Below are 19,589 nucleotides of genomic sequence, written 5' to 3' on the forward strand. Positions count from 1 at the left end.
CAGCAGCCAACCGGTGTCCTCGTTCCCTGCGTTTTGTATTTCTCCGGCTGGTTTTCGGTTCGTTCCCCTCGGTCGCGTCGGCAGGGCTTCGCCTACAGTGCCGGTGGCCGGGGGTCAAGTTCGCGCTTCACGAAACCGCAGGTCAAATGGCCAACCGCCGCGCGCGGACTTTACCCCCGGACACCGGTGCTGTACCCATCGGGCTGACGACGCGACCGTGGGGAACGGACCGCACCACCTCACAGGCCGCAGCCGCTGAGACTAGATCGGCCACCCTAGGGAACCGCGCTAGTTTCCCTGAGGTTGCCGAGGCCCGCCGGAGGCCCGGCCCTTCATCACAGCCCTTGACCTTGACCTTCAGTTCTTGATCTTGCCTGTGCTGTTGATCTTGCTCTTGATCTGGCCTGTGCCCTTGCCCTGACTTGCCGGAGTTGAAGAGGCCTGAGGTGGGGCGGGGTTGTGAACGCGTAAACCGGCAGCCGACGAACACACCCACCACCCCGAACCCCGAACCGGCACAACTATGACCGAAGGCCGTAAAAAGCTTTGAAACCCACACCCCAACCGCAACCCGGCCCACAACACCAGCCACCAACAGATCCCGCCCGGCGACCAGCGAGTCACGAATCCCGCCACGAACTCCGTCACGAACGACCAAACAAAGCATGCCTGACACGGCACTAGCACCCACAACGGTGAATCGGCGCGGCGATGCCGTGCCGGCTTCGGCGTGTTGTCAAGATCTTGGTAAGCGCTGACGGGACGATGTGGCCATGACACCACGTCGTTTCCTCACCGCCCTGGCGACCGCCGCCGCGTTGGTCGCCGGCCTGTTCGGCCCGGCGGCGCCCAGTGCCTCCGCCGCGAGCTTCGTCGTCTCCCAGGCGCAGTTCAACCAGATGTTCCCGGGCCGCAATTCCTTCTACACATACCAGGGGCTGCTTAACGCCCTGGGTGCGTACCCGGCTTTCACCACCACCGGCGATGAGAAGACCAGGAAGCGGGAGGCGGCTGCCTTCCTGGCCAACGTCAGCCACGAGACCGGCGGCCTGAAGTTCGTCATCGAGCAGAACAAGGCGAACTACCCGCACTACTGCGACGCCAGCCAGCCCTACGGTTGCCCGGCCGGCAAGGCGGCCTACTACGGTCGCGGCCCGGTCCAGATCAGCTGGAACTTCAACTACAAGGCCGCGGGCGACGCCCTGCACATCGACCTGCTCCACAACCCCTACCTGGTTGAAAGGGACGCCGCCGTGGCGTGGAAGACCGGCCTGTGGTTCTGGAACAGCCAGCCGGGCGCGGGCTCGACGACCTCGCACGACGCCATCGTCAAGGGGCGCGGCTTCGGCGAGACCATCCGCAGCTTCAACGGCGACCTGGAGTGCAACGGCAAGAACGCGGATGAGCGCAACGACCGCATCAACCTGTTCAAGAAGTTCGTCGCCGAGCTCGGCACCGACGTGGGCCCCGGCAACCTGTCCTGCTGACCCAGACCGCGGCTAGGCCCGGCCGCGCGGCTCCTGGTGGCGTCCCAGGGGCTGCGCGCGGTTCGGCCGGCCGCCAACAATGCGGCAGTTAGCGACTTACCGGCTCAGCTCAGCCGGTCACCGTGCTTCCAGCGCCTCCAGCAAAGCCCTGATAATCCCGGTCGCCGCCGCCCACTGCTCAGGACTGAGCTCAGGGAACGCGTCGGCGCCGTCGAGCCGGCCGGCCACCTCGGTGAGCAGCACGTCGGTCCCGGTCACCTTCAATCCGGTCCGCGCCTCCCACGGCGCGTCCGCCGGACCCGGCACCACGCCGTACTCCACGTGCGGGTTCTCAGCGCCCAGCGCCTGCTGGAACTCGACGGTCACCTTCGCCGGATCGGTGTCGATCCTGGCTCCCAGCAGCACCCTGATGAGGTCCTGATCGGTGCCGGCGGCGCGTACCGCGCTGTCGGTGTGGAAGCGGCAGCGCACGATCCCGGATTTGCGGGCGGCCAGGCCGGAGAAGTCGACCGGGCCGTGGAAGGCGGCGCGACCGCTTCCGCCGCCGGGCAGGGCGAAGCTGATCTGCGGGCCGAAGAACGAGGGCTTGTCGCCGAACACGGCTCCGGCGAACGAGGTCTTCCCGTAGAACTGCGTGCCCGTGAAGTCCCCGTCCGCCAGCCGGCAGTCGCTCGCGTCGAAGTCGATGAGCGTGGCGCCGGAGAGTTGCAGGGTGGTGTCCTCCCAGAAGGTCCGGCCCAGGGCGGGACGCGTCCGGTCGGTGAGCAGTCGCTGCGCGGCGTGCCGGGTGCGCAACTCAGCGAACTGCGAAGGGCTGAGTTCGAAGACGCTGGTGGTCACGTCGAAGGGCAGCGGGGTCCGCAGGTAGGCGCAGACCGTCTCGGTGATCCGCTCCCGGAGCGCGGGCTCGGCGTCCCCGAGCTCGCCGAGGATGTGCAGGCCGCTGAGCCGGACGTCCGGATCGGTGTCGGCGAGCTGGCGGCGGTAGGGCGTTAGCGAGTCGTCGTGGACCACGAGTGCACCGCCGTCCCCTTCGAGCCCTGATTCCGTGATCCAGCCGAACGGCCAGTCCTGTCCCTCCGGCCACTCCTGGCCCTTGGCCCGGGCGTCCGCGGTGAGCCGGGCGCCGGTCAGGTCGACCGCGGGCTGGATGAGGTGGACGCGGCCGCCGAAACTACAGCGCTGGAACGAGACCGCGTCCCCGAAACGGGCCTTCCAGAACCACGCCTCGGCCGCGAATTCCGCGTCGGCGAAGGAGACCCGGTGGTTGAAGCGGGCACCGTCGCCGCCTTCCTCCCAGGTCTGGTAATCGCCCATGAGCTCGGCCATGGGCCAGTTCGGGTCGTCCTCGTTGAGTTCGTCCCAGGCGACCGGGCGACGGTTCTCCATCACCTCCCAGAACTCTTCGTCGTCCTCCCAGACGCTCGTCTCGCCGCGCCCGAACCAGGCGATGTCCTGGAACCGGACGCGCGAGAAGTCGGCGTCCGCCCGGAACCTGGCCCGGCCGAAGTCGACCGTCTGGCTGAACCGGGCGCCGGCGAAGGACGCGTCGGCCTCGAAGACCGACCGCTGGAACGTCGCCACCTTGGCGAAGCGGGCGCCGGTGAAGACGGAGATGCCGCGGAAGTGGGTGTCGGTGAAGCCGACGTCCCCGAGACGGCAGCCGCTGAAGTCGACGTCCGGCAGCACGGCGCCGTCCAGCTCCAGGTCCAGACAGTGCTCGCAGTCGGTGTCGCAGGGGATGTCCGCCGAGGAGTCGGCGACCTCGGGGTGCTGGCGGGCCAGGGCCGCGAGCAGTGCGACGGCCTGCTCCCGTGCGGCGGCCGATTCATCGTCGGTCTCGGCGGATCCGGACCCGGTGGGCTCGGCGGAATCGGCCGGCTCGCGCAGGTAGCGGCATACCGTGTCGGCGATGGGCCGGCGCTGCGCGGGATCTTCCCGGGCCAGGATTTCCAGCTCCTGCAAGGCGGAGCGCTGCCCGTCGGCATCCGCTTTCGCCAGTCGGTCGGCGGTTTGCTGATACAGCGCGTCCATGAAGGCACCTTAGGGATGGACCGCCGTTGCCGGTGCCCGTAGAAATACCGCCAGTATCACACAGGCCGCCCGACGTGGTGCGTGCCGCTCGGCTGGCCGAGCGACTCTCAGCCGCTCCCCGCCGAGGTGCGCAGGGCCTCGGCAAGAGCGTAGAACACAAAGAAGTTCGGAATCCGGCTCACGTCAGTACGGATGAGGGCCAGCCACTTCCCGGCCACCCGCACCGACACCTCGCCCTTGTCCACCTTGATCCGCTCCACGTCCGACCACGGCACCGACCGGCCGCCGGCCGTCACGGTCCGCCTGTTGACCTCGATCGGCCCGAAGGCCAGGGCACTGCCACTGGCCACGGTCTGCAACGCGACGGGCAGCCGGGCCCGGGTGATGCCGTCCTGGATCTCCCGGCCCCACTTCTGCGGGTCGGCCAGGCCGCCGGCCAGCGTGAGCGGCACCCCGTCAGGCCCGGTCAGCTGGTACTGGTAGGTCGTGCGGAGCAGCGTGCCGTTCCGCCGGTGCTCGACGATGCGCTGCAAGGCGGTGGTGTCGTGCCAGCGGAAGACGAGGATCTGCTGCTGGTCGGCCAGCACGGTCAGGCCGGACTCGAAAGTGGCGGCGGCCCTCCCGGCGTTGCGGATGTTCGCCCTGACGTCGGGCCAGAGTCGGCTCGCGGGCCGGATGACAGCCGGGTAGAAGCCCCACATCCGGCCCAGGCCCTCGGTGTAGCCGATGGTGCGGAAGCGCTCCTCGATCTCCACGAGCTCTTCGACGCTGGCCATGCTGCTGCCTCCCGTTGATCGACAAGCCTCGAGGCTAACGGCGTGGCCGGAGGACCGGTCCTGGTCGGCCGGTTCGAGCGTACGGCGACGGGCCCCCTTCGGCCGGTTCGGCTGAAGGGGGCCCGTTTCGGGGACGCGCTGTCTACGAGCTGTGCACGTGCCGCTTGGCGCTGGTCACTCGGCGACCGTCAAGGCGACCGAGCCGGTGACGTTGTCCGAGGAGACGGAGATGGTGGCCGTGCCCGGGCACCGCGCGCGCACCGCGCCGGTGACCGGGTCGACCGTCGCGACGTGCGGATCAGAGCTCTTCCACACGTGTGACGCCGGGTCGGCGATCGGCACGCTGAGTGCGGGCAGGTCGTCGCCGGTCGGCGAGGTGCCGGTCGCGGTGAGCTGAGTGGACTGGCCCGGCTTGAGCGTCGTCGCCGTGCCGGTCACCGCGATGCTCGCCAGGGTCGGGATCGCGGCGAACTGCACGTCGCCGTTGGGCAGCACGTGGAACAGCCCGTAGTTGTAGAAGCCGCCCTCGCTGGCCGGTGCGTACGCCTCGACCCCGGCGTCGGCGACCACGAAGTTCGGCAACCCGTTCGGCGTGTTGTGACCGGTCGGGTCGAGCAGGTTCTCGGCCCAGCCGCGGGCGTGCCCGAACAGCATGACGACGTGGGTGCGCGGATGCGAGTCCTGATACTTCTGCACCAGGGTCTCGAACATCTGCGCCTCCCAGCGGTCGGCGAACTGGCTGTCCTGCTGCGGATGCGGGTCGTAGGCGGGCACGTGGCTGACCACGAACACCACCGGCGAGCGGTTCGCGGACAACTGGTCGGCCAGCCACTGGTACTGCGCCGGATCCGTCGTCGGGACCTGATACGGGTCCGAGGGCAGGATGCCGATGTGCGCGCTGTCGGTCACCAGGACGTTGGCGGCGCCTTGGGTGTAGGCGTAGTGCGTCGGACCGAACAGGCTGGTCCAGTTCTTGTTCTCCGGATCGACGCCCTGGGTGATCTCGTGGTTGCCGACGCCCTCGTGATACGGCACGCCGAATCCGTCGAGCAGCGACTTCAGGTAGTCCAGGTTGGCCATGCTGCCGGTGTCGCTCATGTCGCCCATGGTCTGGAGCGACAGCGGGCCGGTCTGGCCCGACGACAGGGCCTTGATCTGTGTCAATCTCCGAAGATCGGCGCCGTCCTGCTTGAGCACGACGCTGCCGGTGGAGTTCGGGTCGTCGGCGTGCGTGTGCGCGTCGTCGAGCGCGGCCAGCGTGGTGCCGCCGGGCCGGAACTTCGCCGGGTCCTCGGTGTACTGGAGCCAGGAGGGGTTGTGCGGGATCGCCACGTACGGCGGCGTCACCAGCGGCCGCGGCGAGTAGAGCGCTTGCAGATCACTGACATACAGGTCGCCGGTCAGCGCCTGGCTCGGGCTGATGACCAGGAAGTCGAGGAAGTCCACGCTCATCGGGAACTGAAGGCCGGCGGGCAGGTCGGCGATGATGAGCTGCCAGCCGTCGTAGGTCACCGTGGACGGGTAGAAGTCGACGTACTGGCCGTTCACCTCGTAGTAGGCCTCGGCGAGCGTGAGGTTGCCCAGCCCCAGCGGCGTGCCGGAGCCGCCGGTGCCGGAGCCCTTGATCCAGACGCCCACCGCGTTCGGCAGTTGCGTCTCACCGGCCGGCGGGAACGACTCGTGCACAGTAGGGGAGAACACGACCTGCTTGACGCCGCTGCCCGCCGGGATGGCGTACTTGACGTCCATCGAGCCGGCGTCGGAGGGCAGCCGCTTGGTCGTGGTGGACAGCGAGACGCTGCCGGTCGCGCCGTGCGTGTTCACGCTCCAGTTGCCGACGTCGGTCATCGGGTCGACGATCTCAGAGCGCTGACCCACGGCGATCGAGACGGCGGCGGTCGCCCCGCCGGCGCCGGCCGTGACGGTCACCAGCCCTTCGCCGTCGGTCGCGGCGGTGAACAGGCCGGTCGCCGGATCGACGCTGCCCAGGTTCGACGGGCTCGCCGTCCAGGTCACCGAGGCCGGCAGCAACGTGACCGGCTCCTTGTCCCGGGTGGTCGCGGTGACGGCGAGTTGCTGGGTACCGCCGTTGTTCAGATCGACGGTGGCCGGGCTGACCGTGAGCGAGGTCAGTTTGTCGGTCACGCGCAGCGGCACGGAGGAATGGGCGCGACCGGCCTTGGCGGTCAGCTCACCGTTGCCCGGCTTGCTGGCGGCCGTGATGGTCGCGCCGTTTGTTCCGGTACTGATACTCGCCCTGGAGGGCGGCCGCACCGCCAGCTGCACCGGATCGCTGGCCGGGTTGCCGAGCGCGTCGACCGCGTAGGCCGAGACCGGGACCTTGCTGCCGGTCAAGACGGCCAGCGGCGCGCCGGAGTTGGCTACTGTACGGACCGCGGGGCCGGCGTGCGCCTCGGTGCTGTAGAAGAACAGGCCGTTGGCGACCGGGCGCTCGTGGCCGTCCGACGGCGTGTTGCCGACGCTGACCTGCTGCTGACCCGGCTGGCGGGCGACCATCTCGCTGGAGCCGCCGGAGTCGAAGATCATCGCGTTGTACGCGCCGTGCGCCAGCATCCAGCCGGCGAGCTGCGGGCGGGTCAGGCCCTCGGCGGCGTCCTCCGGCTGGTGGCCGTCGAACACCGCGACGATCGCGTGCTTGCCGTCCTTGGTCACGCCCAGGCCCGTGACCGGGTTGTTGACGTTGTTCTCGCCGCCGCCCTGCAACGGCACGGCCATGGTGCCGTTCTGGACCAGGACTGCGCCGCCGGACAGGGCCTGGCGCGGGGCGTTGTCCGGGCTGATCGATTCGGCGATCGCCACCCGGTCGCCGACGTGCGCGGTCGCGGTCAGCCACTGGCCCGCGGTGCCGGAGCCGACCAGGTCCTCGGTCCCGGTCGGCAGCGGCGTGAGGTCCGTGATGCCCGGCGTGACCTTGTCGATGATCAGGACGTCGGCAGCGGCCGGATCGCGGTGCCCGGAGGCCACCACCGACGCCGGGACCTTGCCGCTGTCGCCGAGGTCGGGCGTGACCCGCACCAGGCCGTTGGCGGACAGATCGTCGACCATGTTGACCGAGGTGATCGGGTGGGTCGCGGTGCCGTCGGTCGCAGTACCCGAATACGACTCGGCGCCGATCGCGACCGAGCCGTCCGCGCGCACGACGAGGTTCTGGTTCCAGGCCGGGTTCGGGCTCTTCACGAGGCGCCCGTTGACGACGACCATGCCGTGCGGCCGCCCCGAGCCGTAGATGTCGAAGAAGTCGCCGTTGATGCCCGCGACCGCGCCGGTCCGGTTCGCCATCGAGGAGACGACCTCGTCGTTCGGGTCGCTGAGCTCGTTGTGCGACTCCACGACGCCGAGACGGACGTTCGGATCGGTCAGGTCGACGTTCAGCTCCGTCGAATGCTGCACCCCGCCGACGGTCTGGTAGGTGTCGGTCTGGTAGTCGACGCCGCGGGTGATCTCCTGCGTCGCGGTCCGCGAGGCGTTCACCACCAGCGGCCACTGGCCGGGCGTCGGCGGGAGCCACGGCCGGCTGCCACCGCCCGGCTTCGCGCTCGCGCCGGTCTGCGCGTTGGCACTCGCGCTCGTGCCCCCGGCGCCGGCCATCGCCGTCCCCACCAGCGCGACGACCACGGCGGCCGACACCGCAACCCGCCGGTTCCTCCGCAACATCATTCCGCTCCCCTCGGCACGCATTATTCGCCGCCTCAGACTCGCCGAACCGCGTGTCCTGACGGCGGCGGCGCACGGCACATCCGGCTAACAGGTCGGGGCGCGGGGGTGGTGCGGGCCGCTGGCCGAGCTCCTAGGTTTTCGCGGCGTCACCGTGCGGAGCTACGAGCCTCGCTACCCAGGATGTTCAACAGCGCCAAGGCATCGGCGCTGGGTGATCCGATCGGCGCGCTGTAGAGCACGAGGTGTTGGTCGCTGTCCGGCAGCGCGAGGGCGTCGCAGTCGACGCGGACCTCCCCGACGGCCGGGTGGCGGAAGGTCTTCGTCAGGACCGGCGCGCTACGCACGTCGCGATGTTCCCAGAGCCGGGCGAAATCGGGACTTCCGTCGCGCAGGTCGGCGACGAGGCCGGTCACGGTGGGGTCCGTCGGGTAGCGGGCGACGGTGGATCGGAGCTGCATGACGACGTGCCGACGGAACTCGGCGGCGTCGGAGATCCCGTACATCGGCGCGGCGGGGCGCGACGGGCCGAGGAATGCCTTGCGCGCGAGGTTCCGCTGGTCGGGGGTGAGTACGGCGAAGTCCTCCATCAGCGCGGCAGCGAGGTCGTTCCACGCGAGCACTTCGAAGGCGGCGGAGACCACGATGCCGGCGGTCTGCGGGAGGCGTTCGAGCAGGGCGAGGATGCTGGGTCGCACTTCGCGCTGGAGCAGACCGGTCTTGGCCGGCGCGGTGCCGGCCAGGGTGTGCAGGTGGTCGGATTCGGCGTCGGTGAGGCGCAGCGCGCCGGCGATTCCGGCGAGGACTTCACCGGACGGCCGCGATGCGGCGCGGCCTTGTTCGAGGCGGACGTAGTACTCGGTGGAGATGTGGGCGAGGACCGCGACCTCTTCGCGGCGCAGCCCCGGGGTCCGGCGGCGCGGGCCGGACGGCAGGCCCACGTCTTGCGGCTGGAGTCGCTCACGACGGCTGCGGAGGAACGCCCCGAGCTCCTGTTTGTCCATGACCCCAGTGTGCATCGTCCTCGGCGGCGGATCGTGGTACAGCCTGTGCCTGTATCTGGTCCGGGCACGGACGGACGCTGGTGGCATGACCGAAAACGCACATGTCACCGACGACACAACCAGCACAACCAGCAGCATCAGCAGTAACAGCAGCATCCCCATCGGCCTGCTCACCGGCAAGGTCATCTTCATCACCGGCGCCAGCCGCGGCATCGGGGAGGCGGCGGGGCGGCTCTTCGCCGCCGAGGGCGCCTCGGTCGTGCTGGCCGCCCGGGGCACGGACGCACTCGAGCGCATCGTCGCCGAGATCCGGGCCGACGGCGGTCGCGCGGACGCCGTCACCCTGGACCTCGCCGACCGCACGGGCATCCGCGCCGCCGTCGAGCGCGTCGCGGAGCTGCACGGACGCCTCGACGGCGCCTTCAACAACGGTGCGGCCCTCCAGCGCCGGCCGGGACCGGTCGACACCACCGGCGACGACGACATCGACGAGCAGTTCGCCGTGAACTTCCGCTCGCACTGGACCGCGATGAACGCCGAGGCCGAACTCATGCGCCGCACCGGCGGCGGGTCGATCGTCAACACCTCGAGCATCGGCAGCCGCCGCGCGAACCCCGCCCTGCCCGCCTACGGCGCCATGAAGCGCGCGCTCAACAGCCTCACCGAGAGCGCCGCGGTGAACTGGGCCGCCGACGGCATCCGGGTCAACGGCATCACCCCCGGCGGCACCGCCACCGAGATGATCGACGCCTGGGAAAGGGCGACCCCCGGCATCGTCGACAAGATCAACGCCTCGATCCCCCTGGGCCGGATGGCCGAACCCCGGCAGGTCGCCGAGGCGGCCGCGTGGCTGCTCAGCGACCGGGCGTCGTTTGTGACCGGCGCGATCCTGCCGGTGGACGGCGGCGCTGGGGCCTAGTGTCCTTGGGGGAGCTGGAGTCTGCGGGCCGGGCCGGGCCGGGCCGGGTCGCGGCCCGGCTAGGACTCGTCCGCGGCCGCCGGGGCGCCGACCTCGGCCGCCGCCGGGCCGGCCCGCAGCCGCGCCACCAACCGTGCCGCCCCCTTCACCGGCCACCACAACACGGCCGCCAGCAGTGTGAACGGCAGCAGCACCCCGATGATCACCAGCAGCACCTTCACCGTGCCCATGAAGGCCTGCCAGCCGTCATGCAGCCCGCGCTGTAGTGCGTTCTGGTGCTTGGCCGCCGGGGTCCCCGCCGGGCTGGCCGCCTGTGGCACGAGGAAGGTGACGGTGATCGTGGACAGCGATACCTGATCGTTCAGTGCGGCCAGCTGCGCCTGCATCGACTCCAGATCCGACTCGCGGCGTGACAGCTCGCCTTCGAGGGTCACCACGTCCGACAGGTTCGTCGCGCTCTTCATCAGGTCCGTGATGCGGGCGATGCTCGCCTGTTGGGCGGTGATGCGGGTGCCGGTGTCCACGACCTGAGCCGTGACGTCGGATGCCGAGCGGGTCTCGTCCTGCACGACGCCGCCGGTGCCCAGCTGTCCGATCACCTTCTCGAACACCGCCGAGGGCACGCGCAGTGTCACAGTGGACTGAGTCAGTCCCTGCACGTCCGGCACCGTTCCGGACTGCGAGTTCTCGCCGCCCACGAACCCGCCGCTGCCCTCGGCCAGCGTCTCGGCGTTCGCGGTGGCGGCTTCGACGTCTTTCGTGCGGACCGTCATCGTCGCCGAGTAGACGATGCTGCGCCCGGCCACCGGCGCCTTCGCCAGCGAGTTCTGCCTCGCCGAGGGCGCTGCCGCCTGGTTCGGCGCCGAGTCGCCCGACGCCGCCCCGGCGGCGGGGTTGCCGGCGCCCGCGGCACCCTTGGGCACACTCGACGCCGCGCTATTGCTGTTGCCGGAACCGCACCCGGCGCTCAGCCCGACTATCACGACCGCGGCCAAGACCGCCGCGGCCCGTCTCCGCCTCCCATGAGCACCCTGACTCATCCGCAAGCACTCTGACTCATCCGCCAGACCCTCCCGAGACCCCGACTCGGCCCGGCCGTCCTTATTGGTCGGCCTGTGACCGAGCTGTCACGGCACTGGGACGGCGGCGCGTGGCCCATGGTTCCCGGTCAGGGCCTCACGGTTCGGTCACAGGCCGGCATCGGAACGGTGCTGGCTGTGTGCCTAGGCGTTCCCAGGCGTTCCCAGGAGTTCGCAGGCGTTCCTAGTGGTTCGCCACCGGGACCGCGTTGATCTGCGCGGCGGTGAGCGGCTGGTTGAACACCTCGACGTTCGACAGCGCGCCGTTGAACCAGTCCGTCGCGTTCCCGTAGTACTGAGCGCGCCCCATGGCCAGGGGACCGTTCGACGCATACGGGGTGGGATCGCTGACCGTCTGCTGGAGCTGGCCGTTCACATACAGCTGCATTTGCTTGGTGGTGGCGTCGAAGACCCCTGCGAGCCGGGTCCAGGTGGCGGCGGTCGCCTTGGCAGTCGAATACGCGCGGTAGGCGGTGGGGTTCGGGCCGTCGACGCTCACCCGGGAGAAGGCCCAGACGCCGGTCGGGCTGTCGGGGCTGTTGCCCATGTACTGGAGGTAGAAGCCGCTGTTCTGCGAGGCGTCCTGACTCACCATGGTTTGTTCGGCGGGGGAGTCGGCCGCGGCCAGGTACACGTCCGCGAGGATCGTGAAGCTCCCGGTGGGGCTGGTGTCGACCACCGGCCCGGTGGTGGTGATCTGGCTGTTCTGCCCGTTGAACAGGCAGGAGGTGCCGGCCCACCAACCGTTCGACGCCGTACCGTTGTGCACGGTCGTGGAATCGATCGCCGTGTTGCCCGTGGTCTGGTTCAGAATCCAGTCGGCGATCGGTGTCGGTACGGTGACCGGCGGGGGCGCCTGCTGCGTGGTCGGCTTGGCCGCGGGCTTGGACGTGCTGGGCGCGGCGGGCGCGGAACTCGTGGACGGCGGCGCCGAGGTCGACGCCGGGGGCGGGGAAACGATCACAGGCTTCTGCGAAGGCGGCGGAGCGCTCGACGCCGTGGGGACGCCGACGGTCGGCACGCCGGCCAAGGCGACTTGTGCGGTGGCGTCCGTGGCCACGGAAGGCCGGAACGCCAGCCACAGACCCGCGAACAGGATGACGACCGACGCCAGAGCCGCGAAGAGCCCGCCGAGCCAGCGCGGCAGCAGCGCCGTCTGGTTGTAGGCGCCGGCGGCGGTGACCGGCTGGCGGCCGGAGACCTGCAACGTCGTGGTGTAGGGGTGGTTGACCTTCTGCCCGAACCACAACAGGCGCTCGGGACGCATTCGCAGCACACTGAAATGCGCGCGGCCGGGCTGGATCTGCAGACTGGGCTTCCGGATGTCGATGTCGACCCGGTTGCCCGGTCCGGAGGCCGAGACCGAAGCGGTGGCCAGGGTGTTGCCGTGGTTGGCCACCACGAGCCGCGGCCTGGCACGCCGCCAGCCCCGCACCGTCGGCGGCAGCATCTCGGCCCGGACGTCGACGAACGAGGCCACGGTGAGGGTTCCCTCGGGCACCGTGACGTCCTCGGGGTTCTCCGCCGGCGTCACGCGGACCCCGTACGGATGCGGTCCCGCGGCCGAATCCGAGGCTCGCGGCGGGGAGAACGTCAAGGTAACGTCGCCGGTCGTCCCCGGATACAGCCGGATCGCCGCGGGCTCGACGGCACACCACACGGCCGGGTCCCCGACCACCTCGACCCGGTACTCCTCGACAATGTCCCCGGTGTTCCTGATCCGGAGGTCCACGACGGCGCTATCCCCGGCTTCGACCGCGGCTGACAGCGGTTCCAGGTTGACCCACTGGCTCACTCTGAAAAGCTAGCGGCCGGGCGGTGATTCGGCAGCGGCTGGAAGGGCCACGTCGGGGGCAGGCATCGTTGCCCGAACGGACCTTTGTCGGGGGATACCGGCTGTGGGAAGCAGGGGGCGCGGTAACAGGGCCGCCGCCCCGGGCGCGCTAAGTAGCGCGATGACGGCTGCTCGGCCGCTACCGCCCGCGACCCGGCCGCGCCGATGCCGGTGTCGACGCGGATGCCGACGCGACCATCAGCGACAGCAGCCGGTTGAGCTCGGCTCGGTCCTTGGCGGAAAGCATGGCGAAGAGTTCGTCTTGCATCGCCTTGAAGGAGTCTTCGAGCTCAGCGAGCAGCGCCAGGCCGGCCTGCGTGATCTCCAGCCGGTTGCGGCGCGGGTCGGCGGGATCAGGTCCGCGGCTCACGAGCCCGCCGCGCTCGAGCCCCGCGGTTTCGTCGGAGACGCTTCGGCGGTCCATGCCGAGCCTGCGTCCCAGATCGGCCTGGCTCGAAGGTCCGAACTCGTCGAGGACCGCCAGCATGCCGTAGGCGGCTTTCGAGGCGCCGAGCCTGGCCACCCGGTCCGTCGCGAGCTGGCCGGCCTGCGCGGCCGTCAGGGTGATCGCGTAGCTCGGCAGTGCGCGGAGCCGTGCGGGCGCCTCGGTGAAGTCCACTCTCGTGAGACTAGACCAGCACTCCCGCCTCGGCTAAGTTGAAACAATAGCGTTGAATATACAACGCTGCGTTGTCATCTCAACGAAAGGCCGCGGCATGACCAGCACTCCCGACCTCGTGGTCCCCCGGATCTTCGCCGCGATCGATGACCGTCGCTTCGACGAACTCCCCGCCTTCTACACAGTGGACGTGCGAGCCGACACCGCGGTCGGACGCATCCACGGCCGCGACGAACTCGTCGCCGTGCAGCGTGCGATCCACGAGCCGGTCGCGGCCCTCCAGCACCTCGTGACCGGCGTCATCGTGGCGCCCCGCGAGGACGACGCCGACGTCCGGGCCAACATCGTCGCCACCTTCTGCGATGACCGGCACCGCCCGACCCTCGAAGGCGGCAGCGTCTGGCGCGGTCGGCTGCGCCGCCGCGGCGATGACTGGCAGGTCTGCGAGTTCAGCCTGGACCTGGTCTGGTCTCGCGGCGAGATGCCGGCCGACTGGGGCGTCGGGAGTTGAGGGGCGTGGCACGCGACGTCACGATCGTCGCGCGAGTTCCGCCTCCGTGACCCATTCGGCGGTCAGGTCCCGACACACCACCCGCACCGAGCTGTCCCAGAACGCGATCTCGTGTGAGCAGCCGTCCGGATGCGGCAGTACCTCGTCCAGGGCCAGGCTCTGGAAGCGAGCGCCGCCCTCCGGATCCGGCGGGGCGACCTCGAGTGTCAGGCTGCTGACGTCCGAATAGCGGAGCACCAGCCATTCATCGTGTTTAAGCCCGCTGGAAGTCAGGCGGATTTCCAGATCCACCGCCTCGGAGCCGATCTTGTGCGTGATCGGGCCCAGGTTCAGATCCTTGACGCAACGGCGGTCGTAGAAGTCGTAGTGCGTCGGGTCGGTCGCGAAGGCGCGCGCGCCCGGAGGCAGGTTCGGGGCCAACTCCGGGAGCGCGGCGAGGTAAGCCTGGGGTGACAGCGAGCCGTCGTCGATGGCGATGTATTGCATGAGGACGATGATGGCCGCTGCCGCCTGCTGCCTCACACCTTGAACCGCACCACCTGCGGGTCGTGGTCGCTGGCCTGGTCGGAGTACTCGGAGTTGACGTGCACCACCTGGTAGCTCAGGTCCTTGATGCCCTTGCTCACCAGGATGTGGTCCAGCACCTCCGAGACGCCCTCATAGTCGTACGTGTACTGCTCGTTGATCGGCAGGGTGCCGATCAGGTCGGTGAGGATCGACGGGCCGGTGCCGTCGGAGGTGCCGGTGCGCAGGGCGTTCACGGCCGGGCTGAACTGGTAGTCGTTGAGGTCGCCGAGGACCACCACGTCGGCCTTCTTGTCCACGTCCAGCAGCTTCTGCACGAAGTCGTGCTCGACCTGGGCCTGGCCGGCGCGCTGGATCGCCGAGGACTGGGCCGGGTACTGGAAGCGGCCGTCCTGGCTCTGGTCGCCGAGCTTGGCGACGAAGTGGTCGGCGATGACGAAGACGTCCTTGCCGCGGAACTGGAACTCGCCGACCAGCGGCTTGCGGCTGGCGGTCCAGACCGGGTTCGCCGGGTCGATGCGGCCCGGGGACAGGCTCAGCGCGGGGTCGCCGTGCTTGCTGACCACCTGGGTGCCGGTGGTCGTGCGGTCGACGTTCGCCGGGCCGGAGTCCACGAACTTCACCCGGGCCGGGTTGTACAGGAACACGGTGCGGATGTTGCCGCCGGGCTGGCCGCCGTCCTGGTCGTTGGCCGGGTCTATTTCGCGCCAGGCGTAGTGCGGGCCGCCGGCCGCCGCGATGGCCGCGGTCAGCTTGGTCAGCGTCTGGTCGGCGGCGACGGTGCCGTCGTCGGTGGCGCCGCTGTTGTCCTGGACCTCCTCGACCGAGACGATGTCCGGGGTGGCGAGGTTGGTGACGATGCCGGCGCCCAGGCGCTGGAACTTGGCGGCCGGGTCCGACGGGGCCAGGTTCTCCACGTTGTACGTGGCCACCGACAGCTCCTTGGCCGGGTCCGGGGCGGCGACGACCGGGGCCAGGTGGTTGTTCTGCACGGTGCCCAGCGTCGAGGCCGCGATGAGGAAGCCGCCGTACTGCGAGTAGTCCAGCGGGCCGACGGTCGCGCCGGTGAAGACGTCGCCGACGTTCACATGCGGGTTGCTGCCGTCGGCCGGGACGACTTCCAGCCGGCCTGAGGGCGTCTGGTTCTCGCCGAGCAGTTCCGAGCCGCCGCGGTAGGTGGCGGCCTCGTTCGGCTTCACCGTCACGTACTGCTCGCCGTAGGTGTCGGACGGGCCGACCACGCGCGCGTCGTCCACCTCGACCCGCATGCCCTGGATCGAGCGGTAGAAGTCGAGCACCGAGCGGGTCGGGACGACCGGCGTGCCCTCGATGTTCGCGCCGCCCAGGTTCGGGGCGTAGGTCGCCGGGACGTTCGCCGCCGACAGCACGATCGGGGCCGGCAGCGCGTTGCCGCTACTGACCTCGGTGACCGTCGGGCCGCCGATCTCGGTGACCGACAGGTTCGAGGTGGTGGCGACGGTGTCGCCGCTGGCCAGCGGGTAGTAGGCCTGCGCCTTGCCGGAGACCAGCACGGAGTCCCCGACCGCGACGGTCGGGGCCGAGCCGGTGTAGACGAACAGCGCCTCGCTGGTCGCGGGGTTGGCGTCCGGGGTCGGGTCCTGGATCCAGAAACCCTTGGAGCCGCTGGTGCGCAGCGCCGTCACGATGCCCGGCACGTTGGTCACGGCCTGGCCGTTCACCGGCGAGACCCAGCCGGCGCCCTGGATGTCGTGGATGCGCAGCGGACCGGGCTGGGTGCCGCCGCCGGTGCCGGAGCCGCCGGGGGTCGGCGTCGGGTCGCCGGCGGTGAAGTCGGTGCCGTTCTGGTCGGTGTCGGTGCCCGAGGCGTTGCGCGCCACCGAGGTGGTGTTGCTCGCGGCCGGGGCGTCGGCGGAGCCCTCGTGGATGACGGCGGTACCGTAGCCGATCAGGTCCTTGATACTGCCCTCGGCCGCGCAGTCGGCGGCCGTCTTGCAGGTGAGGGCGGTCTGCGAGGTGACCAGCGCCACGGTCCCGGCGGTGCCGCTGAGGTTGATCGCGCCGGTGGCGTCCGGCGCCGGCAGGTCGGCGGTGCCGCCGGTCCCGGCGGCCTCGGCTATCAGGTAGGTCTTGCCGGGGGCGATGCTCCCCGACAGGTTGGTGACCTGCCACGTCGTGGCGGCGCCCGGCGCCGCCGAGATGTACTGCACCGACCACGACGCCAGCGACACCGGCGCGGTGCCGTCGTTCCGCAGCTCGATGAAGTCGTTCTTCAATGTGGCGCCGGAGTTACCGCCGCCGCCGTACACCTCGTTCACGACGACGTCGTTGGACACCGTCGCCTGCGCTGCGGGCAGCGCCAGCAACGCGGCGATGGTGCTGGCCGAGACCGCGGCCGCGGTCAGTACACGGGTCCTGGACACAGGTTCTCCTCGTCAGGGGTCTCAATCGGCACACAGTGTTCGGCATCTTCGCGAACTGCGAGCGTCCTGGACAAGGACAACATGTGCTGATGTGGGGTCGGTCGACGGGTGATAGTGCCACGGACGTTCGAATCCGTTGATCCGTAATCCGTTTTGTGGGACGAGGACTAAAAAAGTCCCGTGGGAGCTGTTGACGGACGGCTCGCGCGTTTTCATACTCTGACCCAACCGGCGTATCGGAAACGTTTCCGGAAGCTCTTGCGCTACGTCGGCTCACTCACTTGCGCAGCGGGGTCTGGATTCACGGTTCGTGATCGATTCTTCCAAGGAGGGTGCTCGCATGACGGTCAGCCGCAGAAAGTTCCTCGCCTCCTCAGCGTTCGTGGGCGGTGCCGCGCTGCTCGGCGGCGTCGGTGTCGGCGCGTCGGGCTCGCGCGCGTCCGCCGCCACGGCCGACACCGCGTCCACGCTGTCCGTGGCGTTGAAGAACAACACCGCCTCGAACACCGTCTACGCGTTCGTGACCGGGCAGGCGATCAGCAACAACGCGCTGGTCCTGCTCGAATCGGACGGGCGGACCCTGTACTACCCCGCCTCGCCCGGCTCGACCGGTGCCCCGCTGGCGGCGAACTGCGCGATTCCGCTGGGCGGCCCGGGTTCGACGACCACGATCACCATTCCGCAGATCGCCGGCGGCCGGGTGTGGTTCTCGATCGGGTCCCCGCTCACCTTTCTGCTCAACCCGGGCCCGGCCCTGGTCGAACCGTCGGTGAGCAACCCTTCCGACCCGAACATCAATCTGATGTGGGACTTCTGCGAGTTCACGTTCAACACCTCGCAGTTGTACGCGGACATCTCCTATGTGGACTTCGTCTCCATCCCGATCGCGATCAGCTTGACGGACACCTCGGGCGCCGTGCAGAACGTCACCGGGATGCCCGCGGGCGGCCTGGACACCGTGTGCTCGGGCCTGGTCGCGCAGCACAACGCCGACGGCGCCGGCTGGGACCAGCTCATCGTCACCTCGGGCGGGGCGAATCTACGAGCCCTGAGTCCGAACAACGGGATCGTGATGAACTCCTCGTTGTTCTCCGGATACTTCCAGCCCTACATCGACCAGGTCTGGTCCAAGTACGAGAGCGCGTCGCTCACGGTCGACACGCAGGCGTCCTGGGGCAGCGTGACCGGAAACGTATCCGGCGGCGTGCTGAACTTCCCCGGCCTGGTCAGCTACGCCCAGCCCGCGGCCAAGGACATCTTCAGCTGTAGCACCGGGCCGTTCGCCAACACCGCGGGCGAGATCGGCGCCGTGTCCGCGCGGATATGCGCGGCGTTCAATCGCAGCACCCTGCTGATCGACTCCGACCAGCCGGACGGGGAGGTCGTCTCGACCTTCTATCAGAACACGATCACCAACCACTACTCCCGCATCGTGCACGCGGCGAACACCGACGGCCTCGGCTACGCCTTCCCCTACGACGACGTCGTGGGCAACGGCGCCAACCAGTCCGGCTTCGTCGCCTCGGGCAACCCGGCGCTGTGGACGATCACGCTCGGCGGCGGGGGCGGCGGCAGCACCCCGCCGCCGCACACGGTCACCGTCAGCTCGCCCGGCGACCAGACCAGCACCGTCGGTGCCGCGGCGAACCTTCAGGTCAGCGGTACCGATTCCAGCGGCGGCCCGCTCACGTTCACCGCCAGCGGATTGCCGACGGGCGCGAGCATCAGCGCGGCGGGACTGATCACCGGCACGCTGGGCACCGCGGGCAGTTTCAGCACGACCGTCACCGCGACCGATTCAGGTGGGGCTTCGGGAAGCACCTCGTTCACCTGGACGGTCAACACGGCGGGCTCGGGCGGCGGCTGCACCGGCGCTCCGGCCTGGAGCGCGACCACCGCCTACGTCCCCGGCAACCAGGTGACGTATGCCGGCGACCTGTGGACGTCCACCTGGTACTCCACCAACGCGGTACCCAACGCCCCGCAGTCCTGGGACGTATGGAAGAACGACGGGGCCTGCTGACCAACCGCGGATGCGGCGCGGGCGTGCTAGTCGCAGGCGTCTGCGTCGCGTCCGGCGGAAAGCGCGAAACCGACACTGAGGATCTTCCATGCCATTCAAAGACGCGTTGAGCCGCCACGCGCGGCAGCGGGCCGGTGTGCTCGCCGCGGTCTGCGCGCTGGTCGCAGCCGGCCTGGCGGCTGTCGCGACTTCCGCGACCGCGGCGCCGACCGCACCGGCGGCCGCCGGAAATCTCGTGCAGAACTCCGGATTCGAGTCCGGGTCGCTCGCGCCCTGGTCCTGCCCGAGCGGTGACGGTTCCGTGGTCGCCAGCCCGGCGCACTCCGGTTCCCACGCTCTCCTCGGCACGCCGACGAGCAGCGACGACGCGCAATGCTCGCAGGCGGTGAGCGTGCAGCCGAGTTCGTCCTACACGCTGACCGCGTGGGTCGAGGGCAACTACGTCTACCTCGGCGACACCGGAACCGGCACCAGCGATACCAGCAACTGGACGAGCAGCGGCTCGTGGACCCAGCTGAGCACCACCTTCACTACCGGCGCGGCCACCACGAGCGTCACCATCTGGCTGCACGGCTGGTACGGCCAGGGCGACTACTCGGCCGACGACGTCTCGCTGACCGGGCCGGGCGGACCGACCTCGCCCCCGCCCACATCGCCGACCACGACCCCGCCGACGACGCCCCCGACGACCCCTCCAACGA

General features: G+C 69.8%; 14 protein-coding genes. 5 read left to right on the forward strand and 9 right to left on the reverse strand.

The genetic code is table 11. The features are described from left to right. Nucleotides 1-773 precede the first annotated feature (773 nt). Nucleotides 774-1,487 (forward strand): chitinase, encoded by a 714-nt coding sequence (locus KGQ19_RS38630; RefSeq protein WP_212018729.1) that lies wholly within the window; start codon nucleotides 774-776, stop codon nucleotides 1,485-1,487. A gap of 117 nt (nucleotides 1,488-1,604) precedes the next feature. Here KGQ19_RS38630 and KGQ19_RS38635 read toward each other — a convergent pair whose 3' ends face one another. The 4 genes from KGQ19_RS38635 to KGQ19_RS38650 form a co-directional block, all read right to left on the reverse strand. Continuing rightward, nucleotides 1,605-3,521: a pentapeptide repeat-containing protein gene (locus tag KGQ19_RS38635; protein WP_212018731.1), complete on the reverse strand. Its 1,917-nt coding sequence runs from the start codon at nucleotides 3,519-3,521 to the stop codon at nucleotides 1,605-1,607. 107 nt (nucleotides 3,522-3,628) lie between these two features. After that, complete coding sequence (locus tag KGQ19_RS38640) at nucleotides 3,629-4,297, reverse strand: DUF6585 family protein (protein ID WP_212018733.1); 669 nt, start codon at nucleotides 4,295-4,297, stop codon at nucleotides 3,629-3,631. Nucleotides 4,298-4,471: 174 nt separating this feature from the next. Further along, nucleotides 4,472-7,945, reverse strand: coding sequence for a phosphodiester glycosidase family protein (locus KGQ19_RS38645; protein ID WP_307856639.1), 3,474 nt, complete (start codon nucleotides 7,943-7,945; stop codon nucleotides 4,472-4,474). Between the two features lie 176 nt (nucleotides 7,946-8,121). Then, nucleotides 8,122-8,976 (reverse strand): helix-turn-helix transcriptional regulator, encoded by an 855-nt coding sequence (locus KGQ19_RS38650; protein WP_212018737.1) that lies wholly within the window; start codon nucleotides 8,974-8,976, stop codon nucleotides 8,122-8,124. Nucleotides 8,977-9,061: 85 nt separating this feature from the next. Here KGQ19_RS38650 and KGQ19_RS38655 point away from each other — a divergent pair, with 85 nt between their 5' ends. Beyond that, nucleotides 9,062-9,895, forward strand: a complete 834-nt coding sequence (locus KGQ19_RS38655) for an SDR family NAD(P)-dependent oxidoreductase (protein WP_212018738.1) — start codon at nucleotides 9,062-9,064, stop codon at nucleotides 9,893-9,895. A gap of 59 nt (nucleotides 9,896-9,954) precedes the next feature. On the opposite strand, the gene KGQ19_RS38660 is transcribed toward KGQ19_RS38655, so the two are convergent. From KGQ19_RS38660 to KGQ19_RS38670, 3 genes are all read right to left on the reverse strand, one after another. Continuing rightward, on the reverse strand, nucleotides 9,955-10,878 hold the full coding sequence (locus KGQ19_RS38660; RefSeq protein WP_212018739.1) for a DUF4349 domain-containing protein: 924 nt from the start codon (nucleotides 10,876-10,878) through the stop codon (nucleotides 9,955-9,957). A 280-nt stretch (nucleotides 10,879-11,158) separates the two neighbouring features. Beyond that, a complete protein-coding gene (locus KGQ19_RS38665) occupies nucleotides 11,159-12,769 on the reverse strand; it encodes a LamG domain-containing protein (protein ID WP_212018740.1) in 1,611 nt (536 codons plus the stop codon). Nucleotides 12,770-12,947: 178 nt separating this feature from the next. Next, entirely contained in the window at nucleotides 12,948-13,427 is a 480-nt protein-coding gene (locus tag KGQ19_RS38670) for a MarR family winged helix-turn-helix transcriptional regulator (RefSeq protein ID WP_212018741.1), read from the reverse strand. Between the two features lie 97 nt (nucleotides 13,428-13,524). Between KGQ19_RS38670 and KGQ19_RS38675 the strand changes: the two genes are divergently transcribed. Beyond that, complete coding sequence (locus tag KGQ19_RS38675; protein ID WP_212018742.1) at nucleotides 13,525-13,938, forward strand: nuclear transport factor 2 family protein; 414 nt, start codon at nucleotides 13,525-13,527, stop codon at nucleotides 13,936-13,938. A gap of 18 nt (nucleotides 13,939-13,956) precedes the next feature. Here KGQ19_RS38675 and KGQ19_RS38680 read toward each other — a convergent pair whose 3' ends face one another. Further along, nucleotides 13,957-14,424, reverse strand: a complete 468-nt coding sequence (locus KGQ19_RS38680; protein WP_212018743.1) for a hypothetical protein — start codon at nucleotides 14,422-14,424, stop codon at nucleotides 13,957-13,959. Nucleotides 14,425-14,456: 32 nt separating this feature from the next. After that, the gene (locus KGQ19_RS38685; protein ID WP_212018744.1) at nucleotides 14,457-16,865 is read right to left on the reverse strand and encodes a DUF8508 domain-containing protein; all 2,409 of its coding nucleotides are present in this window, start codon (nucleotides 16,863-16,865) and stop codon (nucleotides 14,457-14,459) included. 340 nt (nucleotides 16,866-17,205) lie between these two features. Between KGQ19_RS38685 and KGQ19_RS38690 the strand changes: the two genes are divergently transcribed. Next, nucleotides 17,206-18,888 (forward strand): beta-1,3-glucanase family protein, encoded by a 1,683-nt coding sequence (locus KGQ19_RS38690; RefSeq protein WP_230420100.1) that lies wholly within the window; start codon nucleotides 17,206-17,208, stop codon nucleotides 18,886-18,888. A gap of 88 nt (nucleotides 18,889-18,976) precedes the next feature. Then, on the forward strand, nucleotides 18,977-19,589 hold a 613-nt coding region (locus KGQ19_RS38695), incomplete at its 3' end, for a carbohydrate binding domain-containing protein (RefSeq protein WP_212018745.1).

This window comes from Catenulispora pinistramenti (assembly GCF_018274385.1).
Lineage (GTDB): Bacteria > Actinomycetota > Actinomycetes > Streptomycetales > Catenulisporaceae > Catenulispora > Catenulispora pinistramenti.